This window comes from Rhizobium sp. AN80A, assembly GCF_030053015.1.
Lineage (GTDB): Bacteria > Pseudomonadota > Alphaproteobacteria > Rhizobiales > Rhizobiaceae > Rhizobium > Rhizobium metallidurans.
This window is the reverse complement of record NZ_JASJPX010000003.1, coordinates 2,467,527-2,484,302: the sequence shown is the minus strand read 5'-3', so window position 1 is coordinate 2,484,302 and position 16,776 is coordinate 2,467,527. Positions and strand designations below refer to the sequence as shown.

The window sequence follows — 16,776 nt, the reverse complement described above, 5'->3', positions numbered from 1 at the left end:
GCACATGGGTGCTTTATCGCTACAGTGCTTCCGCGCGGCGGGCGGAAAGCGCGGCGACGGCCTGGACTTCCGTCAACAGCCGTATGGGGTCTATGGGTTTCAGCATGACGCGGTTTGCCCCGTTCAGCAAGACTTGACGACGCGATTCGTCGCGTTTGTCGGCGGTCAGGACGATGATCGGCACCGAGGGAATGTCGAGCCGGCGCTCATGGCCGCGTAGCCGGCCAATCATTTCGATGCCGTCGCCGCCGGGCATGGAAAGATCGCTGATGACGATATCCGGCCGCACGCTTCCTTCCGCCAGCGCCGCGTCGAGCAGCGCCTCGAAATGTTCGACATGCTGCACGCTGTGGCCGGCCTTTTCGAGCATGGCGCGGATCAGCATGGCATTGATCGGATCGTCTTCGGCCAGCACGATCCTCAGCCCGCCCTGAATGCCCGCATCCGGAATGCCTGCGCTGAAGCCAGGCTGGTTGTCGTTCAGCGCGTCGCGCTTTTCCATGCCGCGCATGCGTCCGCGCAGCACGTCGATCAGCGACTGTTCGCGCAGCGGCCGGATCAGCCAGGCGTCGAAGAGGTCGAGCGAATGGGCGTTGCGCTCTTCCGGGTTGACCAGGAAGATCTTGCGCAGGCCAAGGGCTGCGATATCCGTCCGGTCGGCCAGGTTCGCGGCGAACTCCGCCGACATGCGGTGGTCGACGATGATGTCGGTCGGGCGCCGTCCGTTCGCCGCCATGTCGAGCAGGATCCAGCGCGCCGTCTCGCCGTCCTCGACGAAGTGGCACTGGCCCCCGAGCGTGCGGATGGTCTCGGAAATCGCCATGCGGGCGGCCCCCGCCGGCGCCAGCAGAACGACGAGATTGCCCGCGAGCAAAGCGTCGCGGCGCGGCGCGGGCTGTTCGTCCCCTTCGGTGCGGAAGCGGATGCTAAATTCCGTGCCGGTGCCCTTTTCGCTGGCGACCGTCAGCGCGCCGCCGAATTCGCGCATGATGCGCGCCGAGATGGCAAGGCCAAGACCGGTGCCGTTGCTCTTTTCCACCATGGTGCCCGCCTGTTCGTATTCGCCGAAGACACGCGCCTGCTCTTCTTCCGTCATGCCCGGCCCGGTATCGGTGACCGTGATCGAAAGCTCGCCCTCCTGCAGCGACACGCGAATGAACACGCCGCCGACCTGGGTGAATTTCACCGCGTTGCCGATCACGTTGAACAGCACCTGGCGCAGGCGCGCGGCGTCGAAGTTCATCAGTTCGGGAACGTCCGACGAAACGGTCGAGCCGATCTCGATGCCCTTTTCGTGGGCGCGGTGGGCAAGCATCTCGACGACGCTTTCGAGCAGCTTGCGCACCGATTCCGACCGCGGGCGCAGCTGGAAGCGGCCGACCTCGATGGTCGAGAAATCGAGCAGGTCCTCGACCAGCTGGGTCAGCGCATGGCCGGACTGCCGGATGCCGGTCAGGTAATTGTCCTGCTCCTGGGTCATCCGCGTTTCGGTCAGGAGATGCGTCATGCCGAGAATGCCCGACAGCGGCGTGCGCAGTTCGTGGCTGACGGTGGCAAGCAGCCGTGATTTCGAGGCGCTGTTGAACTCCGCCTTCTGCCGCGCCTCCTCGCGCTCCTGCGCCGCGATGCGATCGGCGGTGACGTCGCGGGCGATGCTGTGCAAAAGCAGCTTTCCGTCGGCGGGGTTGCGCGTCACCACATCGCGCCAGAAGAAGATGCGCTGCCCCTCCGGCGTCGAAATCTCGACGTCGTAGCGATGCGGTTCCGTGCCGGGCCGAAAGGCGATGCCCATTTCCTCGCAGGTCTGTCCGATCGGGTTCGGTCGCCCGGTCAGCCGCCGGAACAGGTCGTTGGCGGCAACGATCCGGCGATCGATCGTCCGGGTCACCGTGATGTCGCCGAGCGCGTCGTGGATGCTGGCGAAGAGCGCGGTATCGCTCCCGCCGCGCATGGCGTCGTCGCCGGTGCGTGCCCGGGTGTGATGGCGGCGGGTCGAGAAGACGGCGAAGCCAACGATCGCGGCAAGCACCAGCGCGCCGATGCCGATCGACATCAGCAGCGGGCCGCCGACATGACCGAGCGCGAGCAGCAGGATGGCCGAGACGATGCCGGCGCCGCCGAGCCAGTAGGAGAGCAGTCTGCGGGCCGAGGTGGCGATCACGGGAGCGGCGGCGACGGGGCCTTGCTCCGGTGCCGTATGGGACATGTCAGCCGGGATCGCGGCCTGCTCATCTTGGCGATGAGCGGCAGGCGCGCCGAAGGCGTCGGCAAGCTTATCGTGTAACTGACCCAGTCCGACCATAGGTTCAAATTAGCACGCCGGCTGTTCCAAATGCCTTCAGCAAAACGCTAAGATTTTATTTATCGCTGGTCTTGGGTTGCAATAGCTCGTCCAAAATCACGCATCCCGCGCCGGTCGTGATGAAAATATCGGCCAGGTTGAAAACAGCGAAGGACCATGTCTCGGTATAGAACAGGATGTAGTCGACCACGTGTCCATAAAGGAAACGGTCGAGGATGTTGCCCAGCGCGCCGGCGATGATGAATGCGTAGCCGAGATGGGCGAAGGTGCGGTGCTTGTCGGTGCGGCGCCAGAGCCAGAGCACGAAGGCGACGATGATCAGCCGCATGCCGACGATGAACCACCCGTCCATGCCCGACAGCATCGAGAAGGCGACGCCGTAATTATAGGTGCGGTAAAGCGCCAGCATCGGGATGACCTCTACCGCCTCCTGAAACGGAAGCGTGCGATCGACGGCGATCTTGATGATCTGGTCGAGCAACACGGCGGCGATGACGCCGATCAGGATCGGCAGCGGGCGCGAAAGCAGCGTCGGGCGGTCTTGTGTCTGATCGGTCATTTGGCCTCGGACAGTGAGAGAAGGTGGCGGCGCGCCTCGAACATCATGACGGCGCTGGCGACCGCCAGATTGAGTGAATCGGCCAGGCCCTGCTGCGGAATGCGCGCGAGAGCATCGGCCTCGCGCGCAAGCTGCTCCGGCAGGCCGGATTGTTCGTTGCCCATCAGGATGACGACCGGCTTGGTCTTGTAGTCGATCGTGCGGTAGTCGACGGAACCGGCCAGATGCGTGGCGACCAGCGAAACGCCCGCCTGCTTCTTCCAGGCGATGAACTCCTCCGGCGTCGCCCGCGAGACGGGCATGGCGAAGACCGAGCCCATCGTGGCGCGCACCGTCTCGAGCGAGAACGGGTCGGTGGTCTCGCCGACCAGGATGACGCCGGAAGCGCCGGCCGCGTCGGCGGTGCGGATGATCGTGCCGAGATTGCCGGGATCGCGAACGCGGTCGAGCGCGATCCATGTCTCGCCCTTGGCCGGGCGAATGTCGCGCAGCGGCTTCCAGCGGTTTTCGAACACGCCGACCACCATCTGCGGATTGTCGCGGCGGGTGATCGAGGAGAGAACCTTTTCGCTGACCTCGAGCACCAGCCCGCCGGAGGCAACTGTTTTCGCCGCCATCTGTTCGACCAGCGGCTTGCCCTTCGCGGCCTTGGCGTAGACAAGCGTGCGGATCGTCCAGCCAAGCTCGATCGCGTCGATGACGAGCTTCAGGCCCTCGGCCATGAAGGTGCCGCTCTGCTCGCGGGTCTTCTTGTCGCTGAGCGCCTTGATGTCCTTGATGATCGGATTGGCAAGCGAGGTGACTTCCTTCACCTGGCCGACCCTGCGGGGACCGTTGTCGCGGTGTTCGTGGCTCATTTCGGCACCCAGCGGGAAAAGAGGGACGTGGAGAGCGCGCGGCCCGGCGTGTTGCCGTCAAGCCCGGCCTCGCGGATCACCAGCTCTCCGGATTCCACCACGCCGCCGGCGCCGCGCATCGTCTCGCGCATCAGCTCATGGATGGAATAGAAGCTGGCGCGGATCGAATAGGCCGTCAGCACGAGGCCGACAGCCTTGGGCGACAGGATCTCGCGGCAGATGTCGAGCATCACGGGCAGGTGTTCGAACAGGTGCCAGACTTCGCCATTCGGTCCGCGGCCGAATTTCGGCGGGTCCGTCAGGATGATGTCGTAGCTGTTTCCGCGGCGCTCCTCGCGCAGGATGAACTTCATCGCGTCTTCGCAGATCCAGCGGATCGGTGCCTTTTCAAGCCCGCTCAGCGCCTGGTTCTCGCGCGCCCAGCCGATCGCTTTCTTGGAGGCATCGACATGCGTGACCTCGGCGCCGGCGCGGCCGCCACCAGCGAGGCGACGCCCGTGTAGCCGAAAAGGTTCAGCACCTTCAGCGGCCGGCCGGCGGCTTCGACCTGCTGCTTCATCCACGTCCAGTGAACGATCTGCTCGGGAAACACGCCGACATGGCGAAACGAGGTGAAGCGGCCGAGGAAATCGACGCCGAGAAGGTTGAGCGGCCAGGTCTCGCCCAGCGCTTCCTTCGGAAAACGCCAGCGGCCGGTCCCTTCCTCGTCGGTGTCGCCGGTAAAGGCCGCGTCGACCTTGTCCCAGACGTGGCTCGGAAGCGACGGCTTCCACAGCGCCTGTGCTTCCGGACGAATGATCCGGTAGGGGCCGTATTGTTCGAGCTTCTCCCCGTTACCGCTGTCGATCAGGTGAAAATCGCCGGCGCCGAGGGATTCGAGAATGACGGGAACGCGCTCGGGCGGGCGCTCGCCGCTGCGCTCCATCAATGGGCGCTCCGGCGCCGCTGGCGCGGAGGCGGGCTCGCGCGCGGCCTGTTGCGGTGGCGCGGGCCTGTTCGCCGGCTTCGGCGGGCGGCTGTTGCCGCGCTCGTCGCCGCGGCGTCCACTGGCGGGGCCCGTGCCGGATTTCTGGCCCGGCCGGCGTTCTTTTTGTCTCAACGTGGTGTTCCGCGTGCTGAATTTGATAGAGCCCGTGCAAATAGCATCCCATTTTCACCTTGGCAAAGCGCTTTCCCGCCGCGATATGTTCGATGACGTGAAAATGGGAGGATTGTGATGGACTTCGTCGGACAAGAGCGTATCACCGCGCCGCGCGACGTCGTGTGGGCTGGCCTCAACGATCCCGATATCCTCAAGGAATGCATTCCCGGCTGCCAGTCGCTGGCCTTTACGGGTCCGAACGAGCTCGTCGCCACGATCCGGGTCAAGATCGGCATGGTGCCGCTGACTTTTACCGGCGAAATCCGCGTCTCCAACATCGATGCGCCCTTGAGCTACACGCTTACGGCGGAAGGCAAGGGCAGCATCGCCGGCTTCGCCAGGGGGTCGGCCGATGTGACGCTGGAGGACGACGGGGGAGAGACCGTCCTGCATTATCGCGCCGGCGCCGATGTCGGCGGCAAGATCGCCCAGCTCGGCGCCAGGCTGATCGATTCCTCGTCGCAGAAGCTCGCGCAACGCTTCTTTTCCGATTTCAATGCGGCGGTCAGCGCCAAGGCCGCGGAATAAAAGGCCGTTGCCGAACAAGAAACCAACGAGGTAATTGGCAGCCCATGCCGTCTCGGCTACATCCATAGCCATGCACTGGATCATCCGATCGCCAGAAAAGGCAGACCTGGAAGAACTCGCGGATATCTATCTCGCGGTGCGTCGCGATACCTTCACCTGGGTCGATCCGCAGGCTTTCCGCCACGAGGATTTCGCGGCGCACACGCAGGGCGAACTGCTGTGGCTCGCCGAAATGCCGGATGGCGAGATATCGGGCTTCATGACGCTATGGTCGCCCGACGACTTCATCCACATGCTCTATATCAGGAAACAGTATCGCGGCCTCGGCGTCGGCCAGTCTCTTCTAAGGGCGCTGCCCTATTGGCCCGACAAGACCTACCGGCTGAAATGCCTCGACCGCAACGAGCGCGCCAAGGCCTTTTATCGCGCCCATGGCTTCGTGGTGACCGGCAAGGGAGCATCGCGTGAAGGCGAATACGAAGAGATGACCTTCTTTCCCGAGCGCTGAGACATCACTGCATCTGCGGCTTGCGCAGGAAGCTGTTGCGATCGGCGGAGTGCACGCGCAGCCACGCCTCGCGGCCATCCCTCAGGATGCGCATGGGGATCTCGGCGCCAGCCGGGCCGCTGCTCCAGATCTTGCGGTAGAAGTCGGCCAGCCCGTCGACCTCGCCGTCGCGGATTTCCGAGATGACGTCACCACGTTTGAGCCCGGCCTGATCCGCCGGGCTGCCCTCGGCGACGCTCATCACGATCACGTCGCCGTTGCTTTCGGCCGAGAACGCGCCGAGCCAGGGGCGTGCCGGCTTGTTGACCTGGCCGCGCGTCGTCAGGTCGTCGAGAATGGGTGTCAGCAGGTTGATCGGGACGATCATGTTGATATCGGCCACATCGCCGCCCTGGCTCATCTGCAATCGCAGCGAACCGATCCCGATCAGCTTGCCCTCGCCATCGACAAGCGCCGCCCCGCCCCAGGAGGGGTGCGCGGGCGTGGTGAAGATCGCTTCGTCGAGCAGGTATTCCCAGTAGCCGGCGAATTCCTGCTTGGCGACGATCCTGGCATCGACGAACTCGCCGGTCCCGTCGATCAGCATCACGGCCTGCCCAAGCTCTGCCGCTGTCGCGTCCCCGAATTCCAGCGCCGGCAGGTTGAGGGGGCCGAGCGCCTGCAAGAGGCCGAAGCCGGTCTCCTGGTCATAGCCGAGCGGATGGGCCGCCACGACCCGCCCGTCATGGGCGGTGAGCCACACTTCCTCGGCCTCGGTGATCAGATAGCCGATCGTCAGCACCAGACCGCTGTCCTTGATGACCACGCCGTTGCCCTCGCGCCGCGTACCCAGCGTATCAGCCGTGAAGGCATCCTCGGGTATGGTGCTGCGGACGGCGACGACCGATTTCAGGATCTGATCTGTGTTCATGGTTTCATCCTCATGAAGCGACGCGCTGAGGCAGTGAAACTGCTTTTCCAAAGACGGCCGCAACGGGTTCTATTGGACATAGCTATGAAGACAGATGGCGCGGTGCAAGGCCTTGGCAAGCCGAAATCACCGCGCGCATTATGTCAGGCGTTGCTGAAAAACCTGAAGTCTTAGCGCGACGGCAGCTGTCCGGCGATGTCTTCGGAGCGCGCCTTGTGACGGTCGGCTTCGCCCTGCCAGCGAACGGCTTCCTTGGCCTCGTTGCGCGCCCGCTTGCGATGCTTGCCCTGGTTCACCCAGGTAACCGCCGAGCCCGCGAACATGCCGATGATGAGCGCAATGAACAGGAAGACGAAGAAGGGCGCCGATAGCGACAGCACCTGGTCCTCTGGCCGGAACGGATTGAACGCCAGCGTCACGCTCTGCCGGTTGGCGACGCAAAAAATGATCAGGATGATGCCGAGCGGCAGCAAAATCAGGAGGTTGATAATCTTCTTCGCCATCGCAGGCCTCCACATGCTTGCGCACGCTCGTCAATAGCGGCGCGTTCGTTCAGCCACAGGATAGAAAAGCTGCCGTGAAGTTCAAGTGCGGTTTCGTCGCGGGCGTGTGAGGCGGGCGGCGATCAATCGTCCTGGTCGGCCTGTCCGGGGTTCAGCCGCTCGCGCAGCTCCTTGCCGGTCTTGAAGAACGGAACCCACTTCTCCTCGACGAACACGGTATCGCCGGTACGCGGGTTGCGGCCCGAGCGCGAGGGACGGTTCTTTACCGAAAAGGCGCCGAAACCGCGCAGCTCGACGCGGTTGCCCGCCGCCAGCGCATCGGTGATCTCGTCGAGAACCGCGTTCACGATATTTTCCACATCGCGATGGTAAAGATGCGGGTTGCGAGCCGCAACTATCTGCACCAGCTCGGACTTGATCACGGTGGCCCCCTTAAATTATTGATTTCTTATCAATCATTGCCAACCTGCCAAACTGAAACGAGCCCGTCAAGAAGCAACTTTTGCGGCAGAATTCCCGTGAGGTCCTGGCTTCTGGCGAGATCGCCGTATCCGAGAAGCGTCAGGATCTGCGAGGCCGCGCCTGCGAGCAGGAACGGCGTGGTGCTCTTCTTGTTCCAATCGATCTCGGGCAGGTCCTTGCTGACGTTCTTGGTGGCCAGATACGCCCGGATTTCGTCGTCGCCGCCGAGCTGGTCGACAAGCTTTGCCTTGAACGCCTGGCGCCCGGTGAAGATGCTGCCGTCGGCCAGTTTCAGCACGTCTTCGCGTGGCAGCTTGCGGCGATCGGCGACCAGATCGACGAACCAGGCGTAGCTGTCGACGACCATGTTGTTGATCATCGCCTTGGCGTCGTCGCTCGCCGCATTGAAGGGCGAGGGTTCCGCCTTCAGCGGCGAGGATTTGATCGACTCCATCGAGACGCCGAGCTTGTCGAGCAGAGGCTTGACCTGCGGATACTGGAAGATCACCCCGATCGAGCCGGTGATCGAGCTGTCGCCGGCGATGATCGTATCGCCGGCGGTGGCGATCATGTAGCCGGCCGATGCCGCGAGCGTGCGGATGTCGGAAACCACGGGCTTCTTGGCCGCGATCGCGCGGATCGCCTTGAAGATCCGCTCGCCGCCATAGGTCGTCCCGCCGGGCGAGGAAATGGAAACCACGAGCGCCTTCACCGCATCGTCGTCCTTGATCTTGTCCAGACGCTCGAGCAGTTCCTTGTCGTCGGTGATCAGGCCGGAGATCGTCACCCGCGCCACATGCGGGCGCCGGTTGGCGTTGTCGGCGAACAGGAAGCCGTAAAAGGCGAGCGCGAGCCCGAGCAGCAGCAGCACGGCCACCACCCGCCAGAAACCGACCTTGCGGCGTAGTCTGCGGCGATCCGCGATCATGGAACTGTCCATCTATTCCTCCGGTCGGCAAGTCTCACACAACTCTTTTGACGTAGAGTGCAATAGATATGCGGAAACGCTGTGTCGATTGGTTTTGCGGTTTTCTTGCTTGTTGCAGAAAAAAATCCATATTGGCAAGTCAGTGTAATAATGCGAAACGAACTGTGATCGGGCGAAAGCGCTCCCTATATACGCCGTCCTATCATCGACACGGACCGAATGAATGCTCAACACCTTGGATAATGGCGGGCAGGCTGCCTATGCCAAGCCTGCGCAAAGCGCCTATGGCGCGGCGCGGTTTCACTCCCAGCGCGTGCGCCGGCTGAAGGTTCTGCTGCCTGTCGCCGCCGTGATCGTCTCGCTCGCCTTCATCGGCGTCTCGGTGATCCGCACCTATCTGCCCGAGAACATCAAGATCGAGGGCGCCAAGATCGAGAACGGCAAGGTCGTGATGCTGAAACCGGCGATCGCCGGCCGCAATGCCGCAGGCATCAACTATTCGATGCTCGCCGAACGGGCGCTGCAGGACATCAAGAATCCGAACCTGATCTCGCTCGAAACCGTCAAGGCGGTGGTTCCGGTCAAGGACGATCTGGTCGCCCGCGTCGAGGCGACAACCGCCGATTATGACCGCGCGACCGACAACCTCAACATCACCTCGCCCTTCGTCATCAACATGAGTGACGGCCTGACCGCCAAGTTCCAGACGGCGCAGGTCGATGTCAAAGGCGGAAAGCTCATCACCAGCGACCCCGTCGACATCAAAAAAGATGGCGCTTCTGTTGTTGCGCGCTCGCTCAAGATGACAGATAAGGGACGGACGATCACGTTCGAGGGGAGCGTTCGAATGAACGTGAATCCCACCGTTATTCGCAAACAGGGCACTTAACACCCGGGTCACCATGGCAAAAGATTGTCGCATTTCTACCCGCAAGGCGGGCGCAGTATTCACGAACGGTGCGCTTGCACTCCTGCTGTTGGCCGGAGCCGCGATGGCGCAGGCGACAACCAGCCAGATGAGCGGGCTGCAGCTCAACAAGGATCAGCCGATCCAGATCGAAAGCGACAAGCTCGAGATCAAGGACCAGGAACGCATCGCCGATTTCACCGGCAACGTGAAGGTCGTCCAGGGGACGACCACGTTGCAGGCCGGTCAAATGCGGGTGTTCTACAAGGCGAAGGATGCCGCCACCGATGGTAGCGCGCCGGCCACCAAGGCCGCCGAAAGCGCGACACCGGCATCCGGCCTCTCATCGAGCAGCGCCGACATCGACCGCATCCTCGTCTCGAACAAGGTGTTCCTCACCTCCGGCACGCAGACCGCGACCGCCGACAACGGTTCGTTCGACATGGCAAAGCAGCTCTTCGTCCTGAAGGGCGACAAGGTCGTTCTGACGGATGGCGGAAACGTCTTCACAGGATGCCAGCTGACGGTGCAGATGGCGACGGGTCAGGCACAACTGGAAAGCTGCGGGGGCCGCGTCCAGATTCAGCTCGATCCGCAATCCCAGAAAAAGAACTGACCCCGGCCAGCACGTGAAATTATTCTCGCTATCGAATATGTTCGGCAAGACCGGGCAACAGGCCGCCGCAGATGGCGGTGCCGTTGACAAGAGCCGCTATCAGGGCACCCTGATCGCGCGCGGTCTGACGAAGACATACAGCACCCGGCGCGTCGTCAACGGCGTTTCGCTGGTCGTGCGTCGTGGCGAGGCCGTCGGCCTTCTCGGGCCGAACGGTGCCGGCAAGACGACCTGTTTCTACATGATCACCGGTCTGGTCCCCGTCGACGAAGGCACGATCGAGATCGACGGCAACGACGTCACGTCGATGCCGATGTATCGCCGCTCGCGCCTCGGCGTCGGATATCTGCCGCAGGAAGCCTCGATCTTTCGCGGGCTGACGGTGGAGGAAAACATCCGCGCCGTCCTCGAGGTGCATGTGAAGGACAGGGCGCAGCGCGAGAAGAAGCTCGACGAACTTCTCGACGAGTTCCACATCCGCAAGCTGCGCAAGAGTGCAGCCGTATCCCTGTCCGGCGGTGAGCGCCGCCGCCTGGAAATCGCCCGCGCGCTGGCCACCGACCCGACATTCATGCTGCTCGACGAGCCTTTCGCCGGTGTCGATCCGATCTCGGTGTCCGACATCCAGAACCTCGTGCATCATCTGACGGCGCGCGGCATCGGTGTCTTGATTACCGACCACAATGTCCGCGAGACGCTCGGCCTGATCGACCGTGCCTATATCATCCATGCCGGCGAAGTGCTGACGCATGGTCGGGCGAACGATATTGTCAACAATGCGGAAGTCCGCAGGCTTTATCTCGGCGACAACTTCAGCCTCTGATCGTTTGTCTTTTTTGATCGCGAGCCCCTTTGTTCATGGGGCTCTCACAGCGGAAATTCACCTTCCCGCATAGTTCCGCTTGACCAAATAGCATAAAAAAGCAATTTTTGGGCCAACTTGGATATCAGTGGTCCCACATATCGGACGTAATGAAAATCGCGATCGATTTTCGTTACGTCCGATATGTAAATTCAACGAGTTAGAGCGTCCTTTGTGCGTCCTACGGACGCACGGCGCTCTATCCCCGTTATAGGACACTGTTTTCCCGGAGGAACCGAGCGGGAGTTTTGCGTCCATCATGGCACTTTCGGCCAATTTATACCTGCGCCAAAGCCAATCGCTGGTGATGACACCACAGCTGATGCAGTCCATCCAGCTGCTTCAGATGACGCACTTCGAACTCACCCAGTTCATCGCTCAGGAAGTCGAAAAGAATCCACTGCTCGAGTTTCCGTCAAATGACGCCGAAACGGGCAGTGATCGCGCCGGCGACGAGGACGATGCGCACGCCCGCCACGCCGAAGAGCAGGGCTTCGACGAAGATTACGACAGCCGCTCCGAAGTCATGTCGGGTGACTGGTCCGATCGCGCCGATGGCGCCGGCGCCGTCAGGATGAGCGACGAACTCGACGCCAACTACGCCAACGTCTTTCCCGACGACGGCGTGCCGCAGCGGCCCGACGCGCCCGAACTGATCAGCCAGTGGAAATCGATGCCGGGCGGCGGCGAGGGGGCGGATGGCTACGACCTGGACGATTTCGTCGCCGGCCAGGTCTCGCTGCGCGACCATCTTGCCCAGCAGATGCCTTTCGTTTTGCCCGATATGGCCGACCAGCTGATCGGCCGGTATCTCGCCGACCAGCTGGACGAGGCAGGCTACCTCCATGCCGATCTGAATGAAGCGGCCGAACGGCTCGGCGCCGGCATGGCCGATGTCGAGCGGGTTCTGGCCGCGCTGCAGACGCTCGATCCGCCCGGCGTCTTTGCGCGTAACCTGTCGGAATGCCTGGCGATCCAGCTGCGCCAGAAGGATCGCCTCGATCCGGCCATGCAGGCTTTCGTCGGCAATCTCGAATTGCTGGCCCGTCGCGATTTCGCGACGCTGAAGCGGCTCTGCGGCGTCGACGAAGAGGACCTGCTCGACATGCTGAGCGAGATCCGCCAGCTGAACCCCAAGCCGGGCAGCGGCTTCGAGACGGCGGTGTCCGAAGCGATCATGCCCGACGTCGTCGTGCGGCCGAGCGCCGATGGCAGCTGGCTGGTGGAGCTCAACCCGGATACGCTGCCGCGCGTCCTCGTGAACCAGGCCTATTTCGCCAAGGTCACCAAGAATGGCGATGACCACGCCTTTCTGTCGGAATGCCTGCAGACGGCCAACTGGCTGACGCGCAGCCTCGATCAGCGCGCCAAGACGATCATGAAGGTGGCGACCGAAATCGTCCGCCAGCAGGATGCCTTCCTGCTCCACGGCGTCGACCACCTGCGCCCGCTCAACCTGAAGACGGTGGCCGAGGCGATCAAGATGCATGAATCGACCGTCAGCCGCGTGACGTCGAACAAGTACATGCTGACGCCGCGCGGCCTGTTCGAGCTCAAATATTTCTTCACGGTGTCGATCAGCGCGGTGGAAGGCGGCGACAGCCATTCGGCCGAGGCCGTGCGTCACAGGATCCGCGCGCTGATCGCGCAGGAGAGCCCCGACGCCGTACTCTCAGATGATGATATCGTAGACATCCTAAAGGGGAGTGGGGTGGAGCTTGCTCGCCGGACGGTGGCGAAGTATCGTGAAGCCATGAATATCGCTTCCTCCGTCCAGCGCCGGCGGGAAAAGCGAGCGCTCGCGAAGGTCGCGGGCTTCTGAGCAGTTCGGTCTGTTCCGGCCGACGCGTCCCGCCCCCGCGAGAAAACAGGGCCCGTGTTGACTTTTTGGTAACTTCTGGCTAGAAGCCGCGCCAAATTGACGCTGTGACTGGCGTTAGAGGTTATCCCCATCAATCCAAAGGGCGCCCACAGCCGAGAACTTCGGCCGATCTTGCTTGAGATTGCGCGAAGTGCTTGGATGAGAGTCAGGCTTGGCGTAAACTGGTACTCGCAAACCACATAAGAAGGGAAACTCCATGAGTGTGCGTGTATCCGGTAAACATATGGAAATTGGTGACTCGTTCCGTCAGCGGATAGAGGACCAAATTGCCGTGGCCGTCACGAAATACTTCGACGGAGGGTATTCTGGTCAAGTGATCGTACAAAAGGCCAACGCCCGTTTCGCCGCCGATTGCAAGGTTCATCTCGACAGTGGCGTGATTTTGCACGCGGCTGGCGAGGCAATGGACCCTCAATTGGCATTCGACGCCGCTTCCGAGCGTATCGAGAAGCGACTTCGCCGTTACAAGCGCAAGCTCAAGGATCACCATGCCGGGAATCATCTGAATGGTTTTGCCGAAGTCGCCTACACCGTCATGGATGGCATGCCGGATCATGACGACGAGGTCGCCGATGATTTCGCACCGGCGATCGTTGCCGAAAGCACCAAGCAGATGAAGACCATGTCCGTCGCGACCGCCGTGATGGCGCTCGACATGACGGACGAGCCCCTGCTGCTCTTCCGCAGCCCGGGTAACGAACAGTTGAACATCGTTTACCGTCGGCACGACGGCAACATTGGCTGGATAGACGCAGCCAACATCAAAAGCTGAGGCAACGGAGCGGAGCGGCGGGCATCTGCCGCTCCCCCGGCTTGGCACAAAAGGAAAAAGAAATGGCTTTGGCAGATTTGCTGCAGCAGAATGCGATCATTCCCGCTCTCAGGGTCAACTCCAAGAAACAGCTCCTGCAGGAATTGTCGGCCAAGGCGTCGAAAGTCACCGGGCTGTCCGAGCGCGAGATCTTTGACGTCGTCCTGCAGCGCGAGCGGCTTGGTTCCACCGGTGTCGGCAATGGTATCGCCATTCCGCACGGCAAGCTGGCAAGCGTCAATTCCATCGTCGGCATCTTCGCGCGTCTCGAACAGCCGGTCGATTTCGAAGCGCTGGACGATCAGCCGGTCGATCTCGTCTTCCTGCTTCTGGCGCCGGAAGGCGCCGGCGCCGATCATCTGAAGGCGCTCTCGCGCATCGCCCGCGTCCTGCGCGACCACGATCTCGTGGCCAAGCTGCGCGCCACCGACAGCGCCTCGGCGATCTATGCCTTCCTCAACGAAGAGCAGACCTCCAACGCGGCCTGATCATCTCCAGTTCAAATGAAAAGAGGCGCCGGATCGCTCCGGCGCCTCTCTTTGTTTTGGCTCAGCCGATCGGCTCAGAACTCTTCCCAATTGTCCTGCGCGACGGCCGCCGATCCGTGCGACTGCGCGACAGCGCGGCGCGGAGCGGGGGCGGCTGCCTGGCGGTAGCTCGGCTGCGACGACGGACGGTAGCTTGGTGCCGGCGTCGGCGCCCGCATCTGCTGGGCCGTGGAGCGCAGGGATGACGCGTGGTTGCCGTTGCCGACGCGGAAGCGGGCGACCAGCTGCTGCAGCGTCTGTGCCTCCTCGTTCAGCGTCACGCTGGCCGCGGTCGTCTCCTCGACCATGGCGGCGTTCTGCTGCGTCACCTGGTCCATCTGGTTCATCGCCTGGCTGACTTCCTTGAGGCCGATCGCCTGCTCGCTGGCCGATGCCGAGATTTCCCGGATCAGACCGTTGATGCGCATCACCTGCTCGGAGATGTTGTGCAGCGTGTCGCCGGCGCGGCCGACGAGATCGACGCCTTCCTTGACCTGGACGGCCGAGGTGTTGATCAGCGTCTTGATCTCCTTGGCGGCGTTCGCCGAACGCTGGGCCAGTTCGCGAACTTCCTGGGCAACGACGGCGAAGCCCTTGCCGGCTTCACCGGCACGCGCGGCCTCGACGCCCGCGTTGAGCGCCAGCAGGTTGGTCTGGAACGCGATCTCGTCGATGACGCCGATGATGCGCGAGACCTCGGTGGAGGACTGCTCGATGCCGTGCATCGAGGCGATCGCCTTGCGTACGACATCGCCGGAGCGCTCCGCATCCTCGCAGGCATGGTTGACGTTGTCGGCGGCCGTGCGGGCATTGTCGGCGCTCGAGTTGACCTGCGCGGTCAGCTCGTTCAGAGCCGCTGCCGTCTCTTCCAGGCTTGCCGCCTGCTGCTCGGTGCGCTTGGCGAGATCCGAGGCGCTGCCGCTGATTTCGCTGGTGCCGGAGCCGATGTTGACGACGCTGAGGTTCATCGTCGTGATGGTCTCTTCAAGCGCGGCCAAGGCGGCGTTGAAGTCCTGCTTCAGCTTGTTGTACTCGCCCGGGAATTCGTCGGTGATGCGGTGGCCGAGATTGCCCTGCGATAGCTCCGAAAGACCGGCGCCGACGATCGAGACGATCTGGCGCTGCAGCGAAACCGACTGCTGGCGTTCGCTTTCCGAACGGCCACGCTCGTCTTCCGCTTCCTGGCGCTGGGTCCTCGCTTCTGCTTCGAGGCGGCGGCTGTCGGCCAGCGCGTGGCGGAAGCCTTCGAGCGCCTTGGCGACCGAACCCGTCTCGTCCGAGCGTTCCTGTCCGGTGACCGGCTGGTCATAGCGGCCCTCGCTCAGCATCCTGACGCTGGCAACCAGGCCGCCGAGCGGCTTCTGCACGAAGGTGCGGACGGCGAAGTAGAGCGCCAGCATGACGGCGGCCAGAACGATGATGCCTGCCACGATCATCATGAAGGTCTGGTCCTGCACCGGCCCGGCGACCGCGCTGTGCGGCACATCGACGAGGATGACCCAGTTCGTGTTCACGTCGGGCAGCGCGAAGGGATAGACCACGCGGTCGAACAGCTCGCCGCCATCGACCGAGAGATCCTTGACGATCGAGGGCGTGAGCGTGGCAAGACCGCTCTTCACGGCATCGGTACCCTCACCCTCGTAGGGCTTCATTGCCAGATCCTTGGCTGGCGGGACGATCCAGTTGCCGCCCTGCGAGAGCAGGGTCACGCGGCCGGTGCCGAACGGCTTCAATCCGCCGAGCTTGTCGGACAGGGCCTTCAGCGAGATATCGACGCCGCTGACGCCGATCATCTTGCCGCCGGACATGACCGGGTAGGCGATGGAGGTCATCGCGGTGTTCTCGCCGGTGGTGCTTTCAGCGTAAGGCGAGGAGATCGCGCCTTTCTTGCTTGCGGCGGCGAGGCTGTACCATTCGGCCTTGTAGTCCGATCCGAAGACGGAGAAGGTGAAGCCGCCATCCTTCTTCTTGGTCCAGTAGGCATTGAAAGCGCCCGTCTTGTCCGAGCCGAGATCCGTGCGGCCGGCGAAGGACGGCGACTGGCCGTCGAATGCGTTCGGCTCTTCGCCGAACCAGCTGCCGAAGGCGAACTGGTTGCGCTCGACATTGGCCTTCAGCATATCGACGATCGCCTTGCGGTCGAGATACTTGCCTTCCTGGCCGCGACCGATGACGCCGGCCATGGAACGCGCCGCGCCGGCGAGTTCGCCGACCGAGGAAGCAACTTCGTTGGCGATTGCCTTTGCCTCGAGATTGGCCTGATCCATGGTCAGCGTGTCCACGCGATCACGAGTCTGGTCGATGAGGAAGAAATTGGAGATCAGGAGAACCAGCGCGATCGCGCTGCCGGTGATCACAATGAGTTTGGCCGCAAGCGATTTCATGCGAAAGATGAACATGGATTCCTCGGGGGAGATCAAGGATGGGCCGGGCAAGGCATCCGCCGGCACAAGAAGCAAGGGCGGGCTTCATC

16 protein-coding genes and 1 pseudogene are annotated in these 16,776 nt (G+C 62.8%); 8 read left to right on the top strand and 9 right to left on the bottom strand.

The window, feature by feature from the left end; genetic code table 11:
* Positions 1–19: 19 nt before the first annotated feature.
* From P3R82_RS23940 to P3R82_RS23925, 4 genes and pseudogenes are all read right to left on the bottom strand, one after another.
* Entirely contained in the window at positions 20–2,302 is a 2,283-nt protein-coding gene (locus tag P3R82_RS23940; RefSeq protein ID WP_283195593.1) for an ATP-binding protein, read from the bottom strand.
* Between the two features lie 55 nt (positions 2,303–2,357).
* The gene (gene lspA, locus P3R82_RS23935) at positions 2,358–2,861 is read right to left on the bottom strand and encodes a signal peptidase II (RefSeq protein ID WP_283195592.1); all 504 of its coding nucleotides are present in this window, start codon (positions 2,859–2,861) and stop codon (positions 2,358–2,360) included.
* Positions 2,858–3,718, bottom strand: a complete 861-nt coding sequence (locus tag P3R82_RS23930; protein ID WP_283195591.1) for an RNA methyltransferase — start codon at positions 3,716–3,718, stop codon at positions 2,858–2,860. The genes lspA and P3R82_RS23930 overlap by 4 nt, the downstream gene beginning before the upstream one ends.
* Positions 3,715–4,817 (bottom strand): annotated as a pseudogene (locus P3R82_RS23925) (class I SAM-dependent methyltransferase). The gene P3R82_RS23930 and the pseudogene P3R82_RS23925 overlap by 4 nt, the downstream one beginning before the upstream one ends.
* Positions 4,818–4,934: 117 nt before the next feature.
* Here P3R82_RS23925 and P3R82_RS23920 point away from each other — a divergent pair.
* Positions 4,935–5,387 carry a carbon monoxide dehydrogenase subunit G gene (locus tag P3R82_RS23920; RefSeq protein WP_283195590.1) on the top strand — a complete coding sequence of 151 codons (453 nt, stop codon included), beginning with the start codon at positions 4,935–4,937 and terminating at the stop codon, positions 5,385–5,387.
* A gap of 70 nt (positions 5,388–5,457) precedes the next feature.
* Positions 5,458–5,895, top strand: a complete 438-nt coding sequence (locus P3R82_RS23915; RefSeq protein WP_283195589.1) for a GNAT family N-acetyltransferase — start codon at positions 5,458–5,460, stop codon at positions 5,893–5,895.
* A gap of 4 nt (positions 5,896–5,899) precedes the next feature.
* Here the strand turns inward: P3R82_RS23915 and P3R82_RS23910 are convergent, their stop codons facing one another.
* The 4 genes from P3R82_RS23910 to sppA form a co-directional block, all read right to left on the bottom strand.
* Complete coding sequence (locus P3R82_RS23910; RefSeq protein ID WP_283195588.1) at positions 5,900–6,805, bottom strand: S1C family serine protease; 906 nt, start codon at positions 6,803–6,805, stop codon at positions 5,900–5,902.
* 170 nt (positions 6,806–6,975) lie between these two features.
* On the bottom strand, positions 6,976–7,308 hold the full coding sequence (locus P3R82_RS23905) for a LapA family protein (protein ID WP_183901195.1): 333 nt from the start codon (positions 7,306–7,308) through the stop codon (positions 6,976–6,978).
* 122 nt (positions 7,309–7,430) lie between these two features.
* Positions 7,431–7,730: an integration host factor subunit beta gene (locus P3R82_RS23900; protein WP_018898213.1), complete on the bottom strand. Its 300-nt coding sequence runs from the start codon at positions 7,728–7,730 to the stop codon at positions 7,431–7,433.
* 29 nt (positions 7,731–7,759) lie between these two features.
* Positions 7,760–8,710, bottom strand: coding sequence for a signal peptide peptidase SppA (sppA, locus tag P3R82_RS23895; protein WP_283195587.1), 951 nt, complete (start codon positions 8,708–8,710; stop codon positions 7,760–7,762).
* 211 nt (positions 8,711–8,921) lie between these two features.
* On the opposite strand from sppA, the gene lptC reads away from it, so the two are divergent.
* The 6 genes from lptC (at position 8,922) to ptsN (ending at position 14,264) form a co-directional block, all read left to right on the top strand.
* The gene (lptC, locus tag P3R82_RS23890; protein ID WP_183901197.1) at positions 8,922–9,587 is read left to right on the top strand and encodes an LPS export ABC transporter periplasmic protein LptC; all 666 of its coding nucleotides are present in this window, start codon (positions 8,922–8,924) and stop codon (positions 9,585–9,587) included.
* Between the two features lie 13 nt (positions 9,588–9,600).
* The gene (locus tag P3R82_RS23885; RefSeq protein WP_183901198.1) at positions 9,601–10,221 is read left to right on the top strand and encodes an LptA/OstA family protein; all 621 of its coding nucleotides are present in this window, start codon (positions 9,601–9,603) and stop codon (positions 10,219–10,221) included.
* A 37-nt stretch (positions 10,222–10,258) separates the two neighbouring features.
* Entirely contained in the window at positions 10,259–11,044 is a 786-nt protein-coding gene (gene lptB / locus P3R82_RS23880; RefSeq protein WP_183901199.1) for an LPS export ABC transporter ATP-binding protein, read from the top strand.
* Between the two features lie 298 nt (positions 11,045–11,342).
* A complete protein-coding gene (rpoN, locus tag P3R82_RS23875) occupies positions 11,343–12,905 on the top strand; it encodes an RNA polymerase factor sigma-54 (RefSeq protein ID WP_283195586.1) in 1,563 nt (520 codons plus the stop codon).
* Positions 12,906–13,161: 256 nt separating this feature from the next.
* Complete coding sequence (gene raiA / locus P3R82_RS23870; RefSeq protein ID WP_283195585.1) at positions 13,162–13,737, top strand: ribosome-associated translation inhibitor RaiA; 576 nt, start codon at positions 13,162–13,164, stop codon at positions 13,735–13,737.
* Positions 13,738–13,799: 62 nt separating this feature from the next.
* Positions 13,800–14,264 carry a PTS IIA-like nitrogen regulatory protein PtsN gene (gene ptsN / locus P3R82_RS23865; protein ID WP_183901201.1) on the top strand — a complete coding sequence of 155 codons (465 nt, stop codon included), beginning with the start codon at positions 13,800–13,802 and terminating at the stop codon, positions 14,262–14,264.
* A 74-nt stretch (positions 14,265–14,338) separates the two neighbouring features.
* Here the strand turns inward: ptsN and P3R82_RS23860 are convergent, their stop codons facing one another.
* Entirely contained in the window at positions 14,339–16,702 is a 2,364-nt protein-coding gene (locus tag P3R82_RS23860; RefSeq protein ID WP_283195584.1) for a methyl-accepting chemotaxis protein, read from the bottom strand.
* Positions 16,703–16,776: the final 74 nt, after the last annotated feature.

Coding starts and splice junctions, on each gene's coding strand:
- P3R82_RS23940 (WP_283195593.1), bottom strand. CDS start 2,302: ATGGTCGGACTGGGTCAGTTACACGATAAGCTTGCCGACGCCTTCGGC.
- lspA (WP_283195592.1), bottom strand. CDS start 2,861: ATGACCGATCAGACACAAGACCGCCCGACGCTGCTTTCGCGCCCGCTG.
- P3R82_RS23930 (WP_283195591.1), bottom strand. CDS start 3,718: ATGAGCCACGAACACCGCGACAACGGTCCCCGCAGGGTCGGCCAGGTG.
- P3R82_RS23920 (WP_283195590.1), top strand. CDS start 4,935: ATGGACTTCGTCGGACAAGAGCGTATCACCGCGCCGCGCGACGTCGTG.
- P3R82_RS23915 (WP_283195589.1), top strand. CDS start 5,458: ATGCACTGGATCATCCGATCGCCAGAAAAGGCAGACCTGGAAGAACTC.
- P3R82_RS23910 (WP_283195588.1), bottom strand. CDS start 6,805: ATGAACACAGATCAGATCCTGAAATCGGTCGTCGCCGTCCGCAGCACC.
- P3R82_RS23905 (WP_183901195.1), bottom strand. CDS start 7,308: ATGGCGAAGAAGATTATCAACCTCCTGATTTTGCTGCCGCTCGGCATC.
- sppA (WP_283195587.1), bottom strand. CDS start 8,710: ATGGACAGTTCCATGATCGCGGATCGCCGCAGACTACGCCGCAAGGTC.
- lptC (WP_183901197.1), top strand. CDS start 8,922: ATGCTCAACACCTTGGATAATGGCGGGCAGGCTGCCTATGCCAAGCCT.
- P3R82_RS23885 (WP_183901198.1), top strand. CDS start 9,601: ATGGCAAAAGATTGTCGCATTTCTACCCGCAAGGCGGGCGCAGTATTC.
- lptB (WP_183901199.1), top strand. CDS start 10,259: ATGTTCGGCAAGACCGGGCAACAGGCCGCCGCAGATGGCGGTGCCGTT.
- rpoN (WP_283195586.1), top strand. CDS start 11,343: ATGGCACTTTCGGCCAATTTATACCTGCGCCAAAGCCAATCGCTGGTG.
- raiA (WP_283195585.1), top strand. CDS start 13,162: ATGAGTGTGCGTGTATCCGGTAAACATATGGAAATTGGTGACTCGTTC.
- ptsN (WP_183901201.1), top strand. CDS start 13,800: ATGGCTTTGGCAGATTTGCTGCAGCAGAATGCGATCATTCCCGCTCTC.
- P3R82_RS23860 (WP_283195584.1), bottom strand. CDS start 16,702: ATGTTCATCTTTCGCATGAAATCGCTTGCGGCCAAACTCATTGTGATC.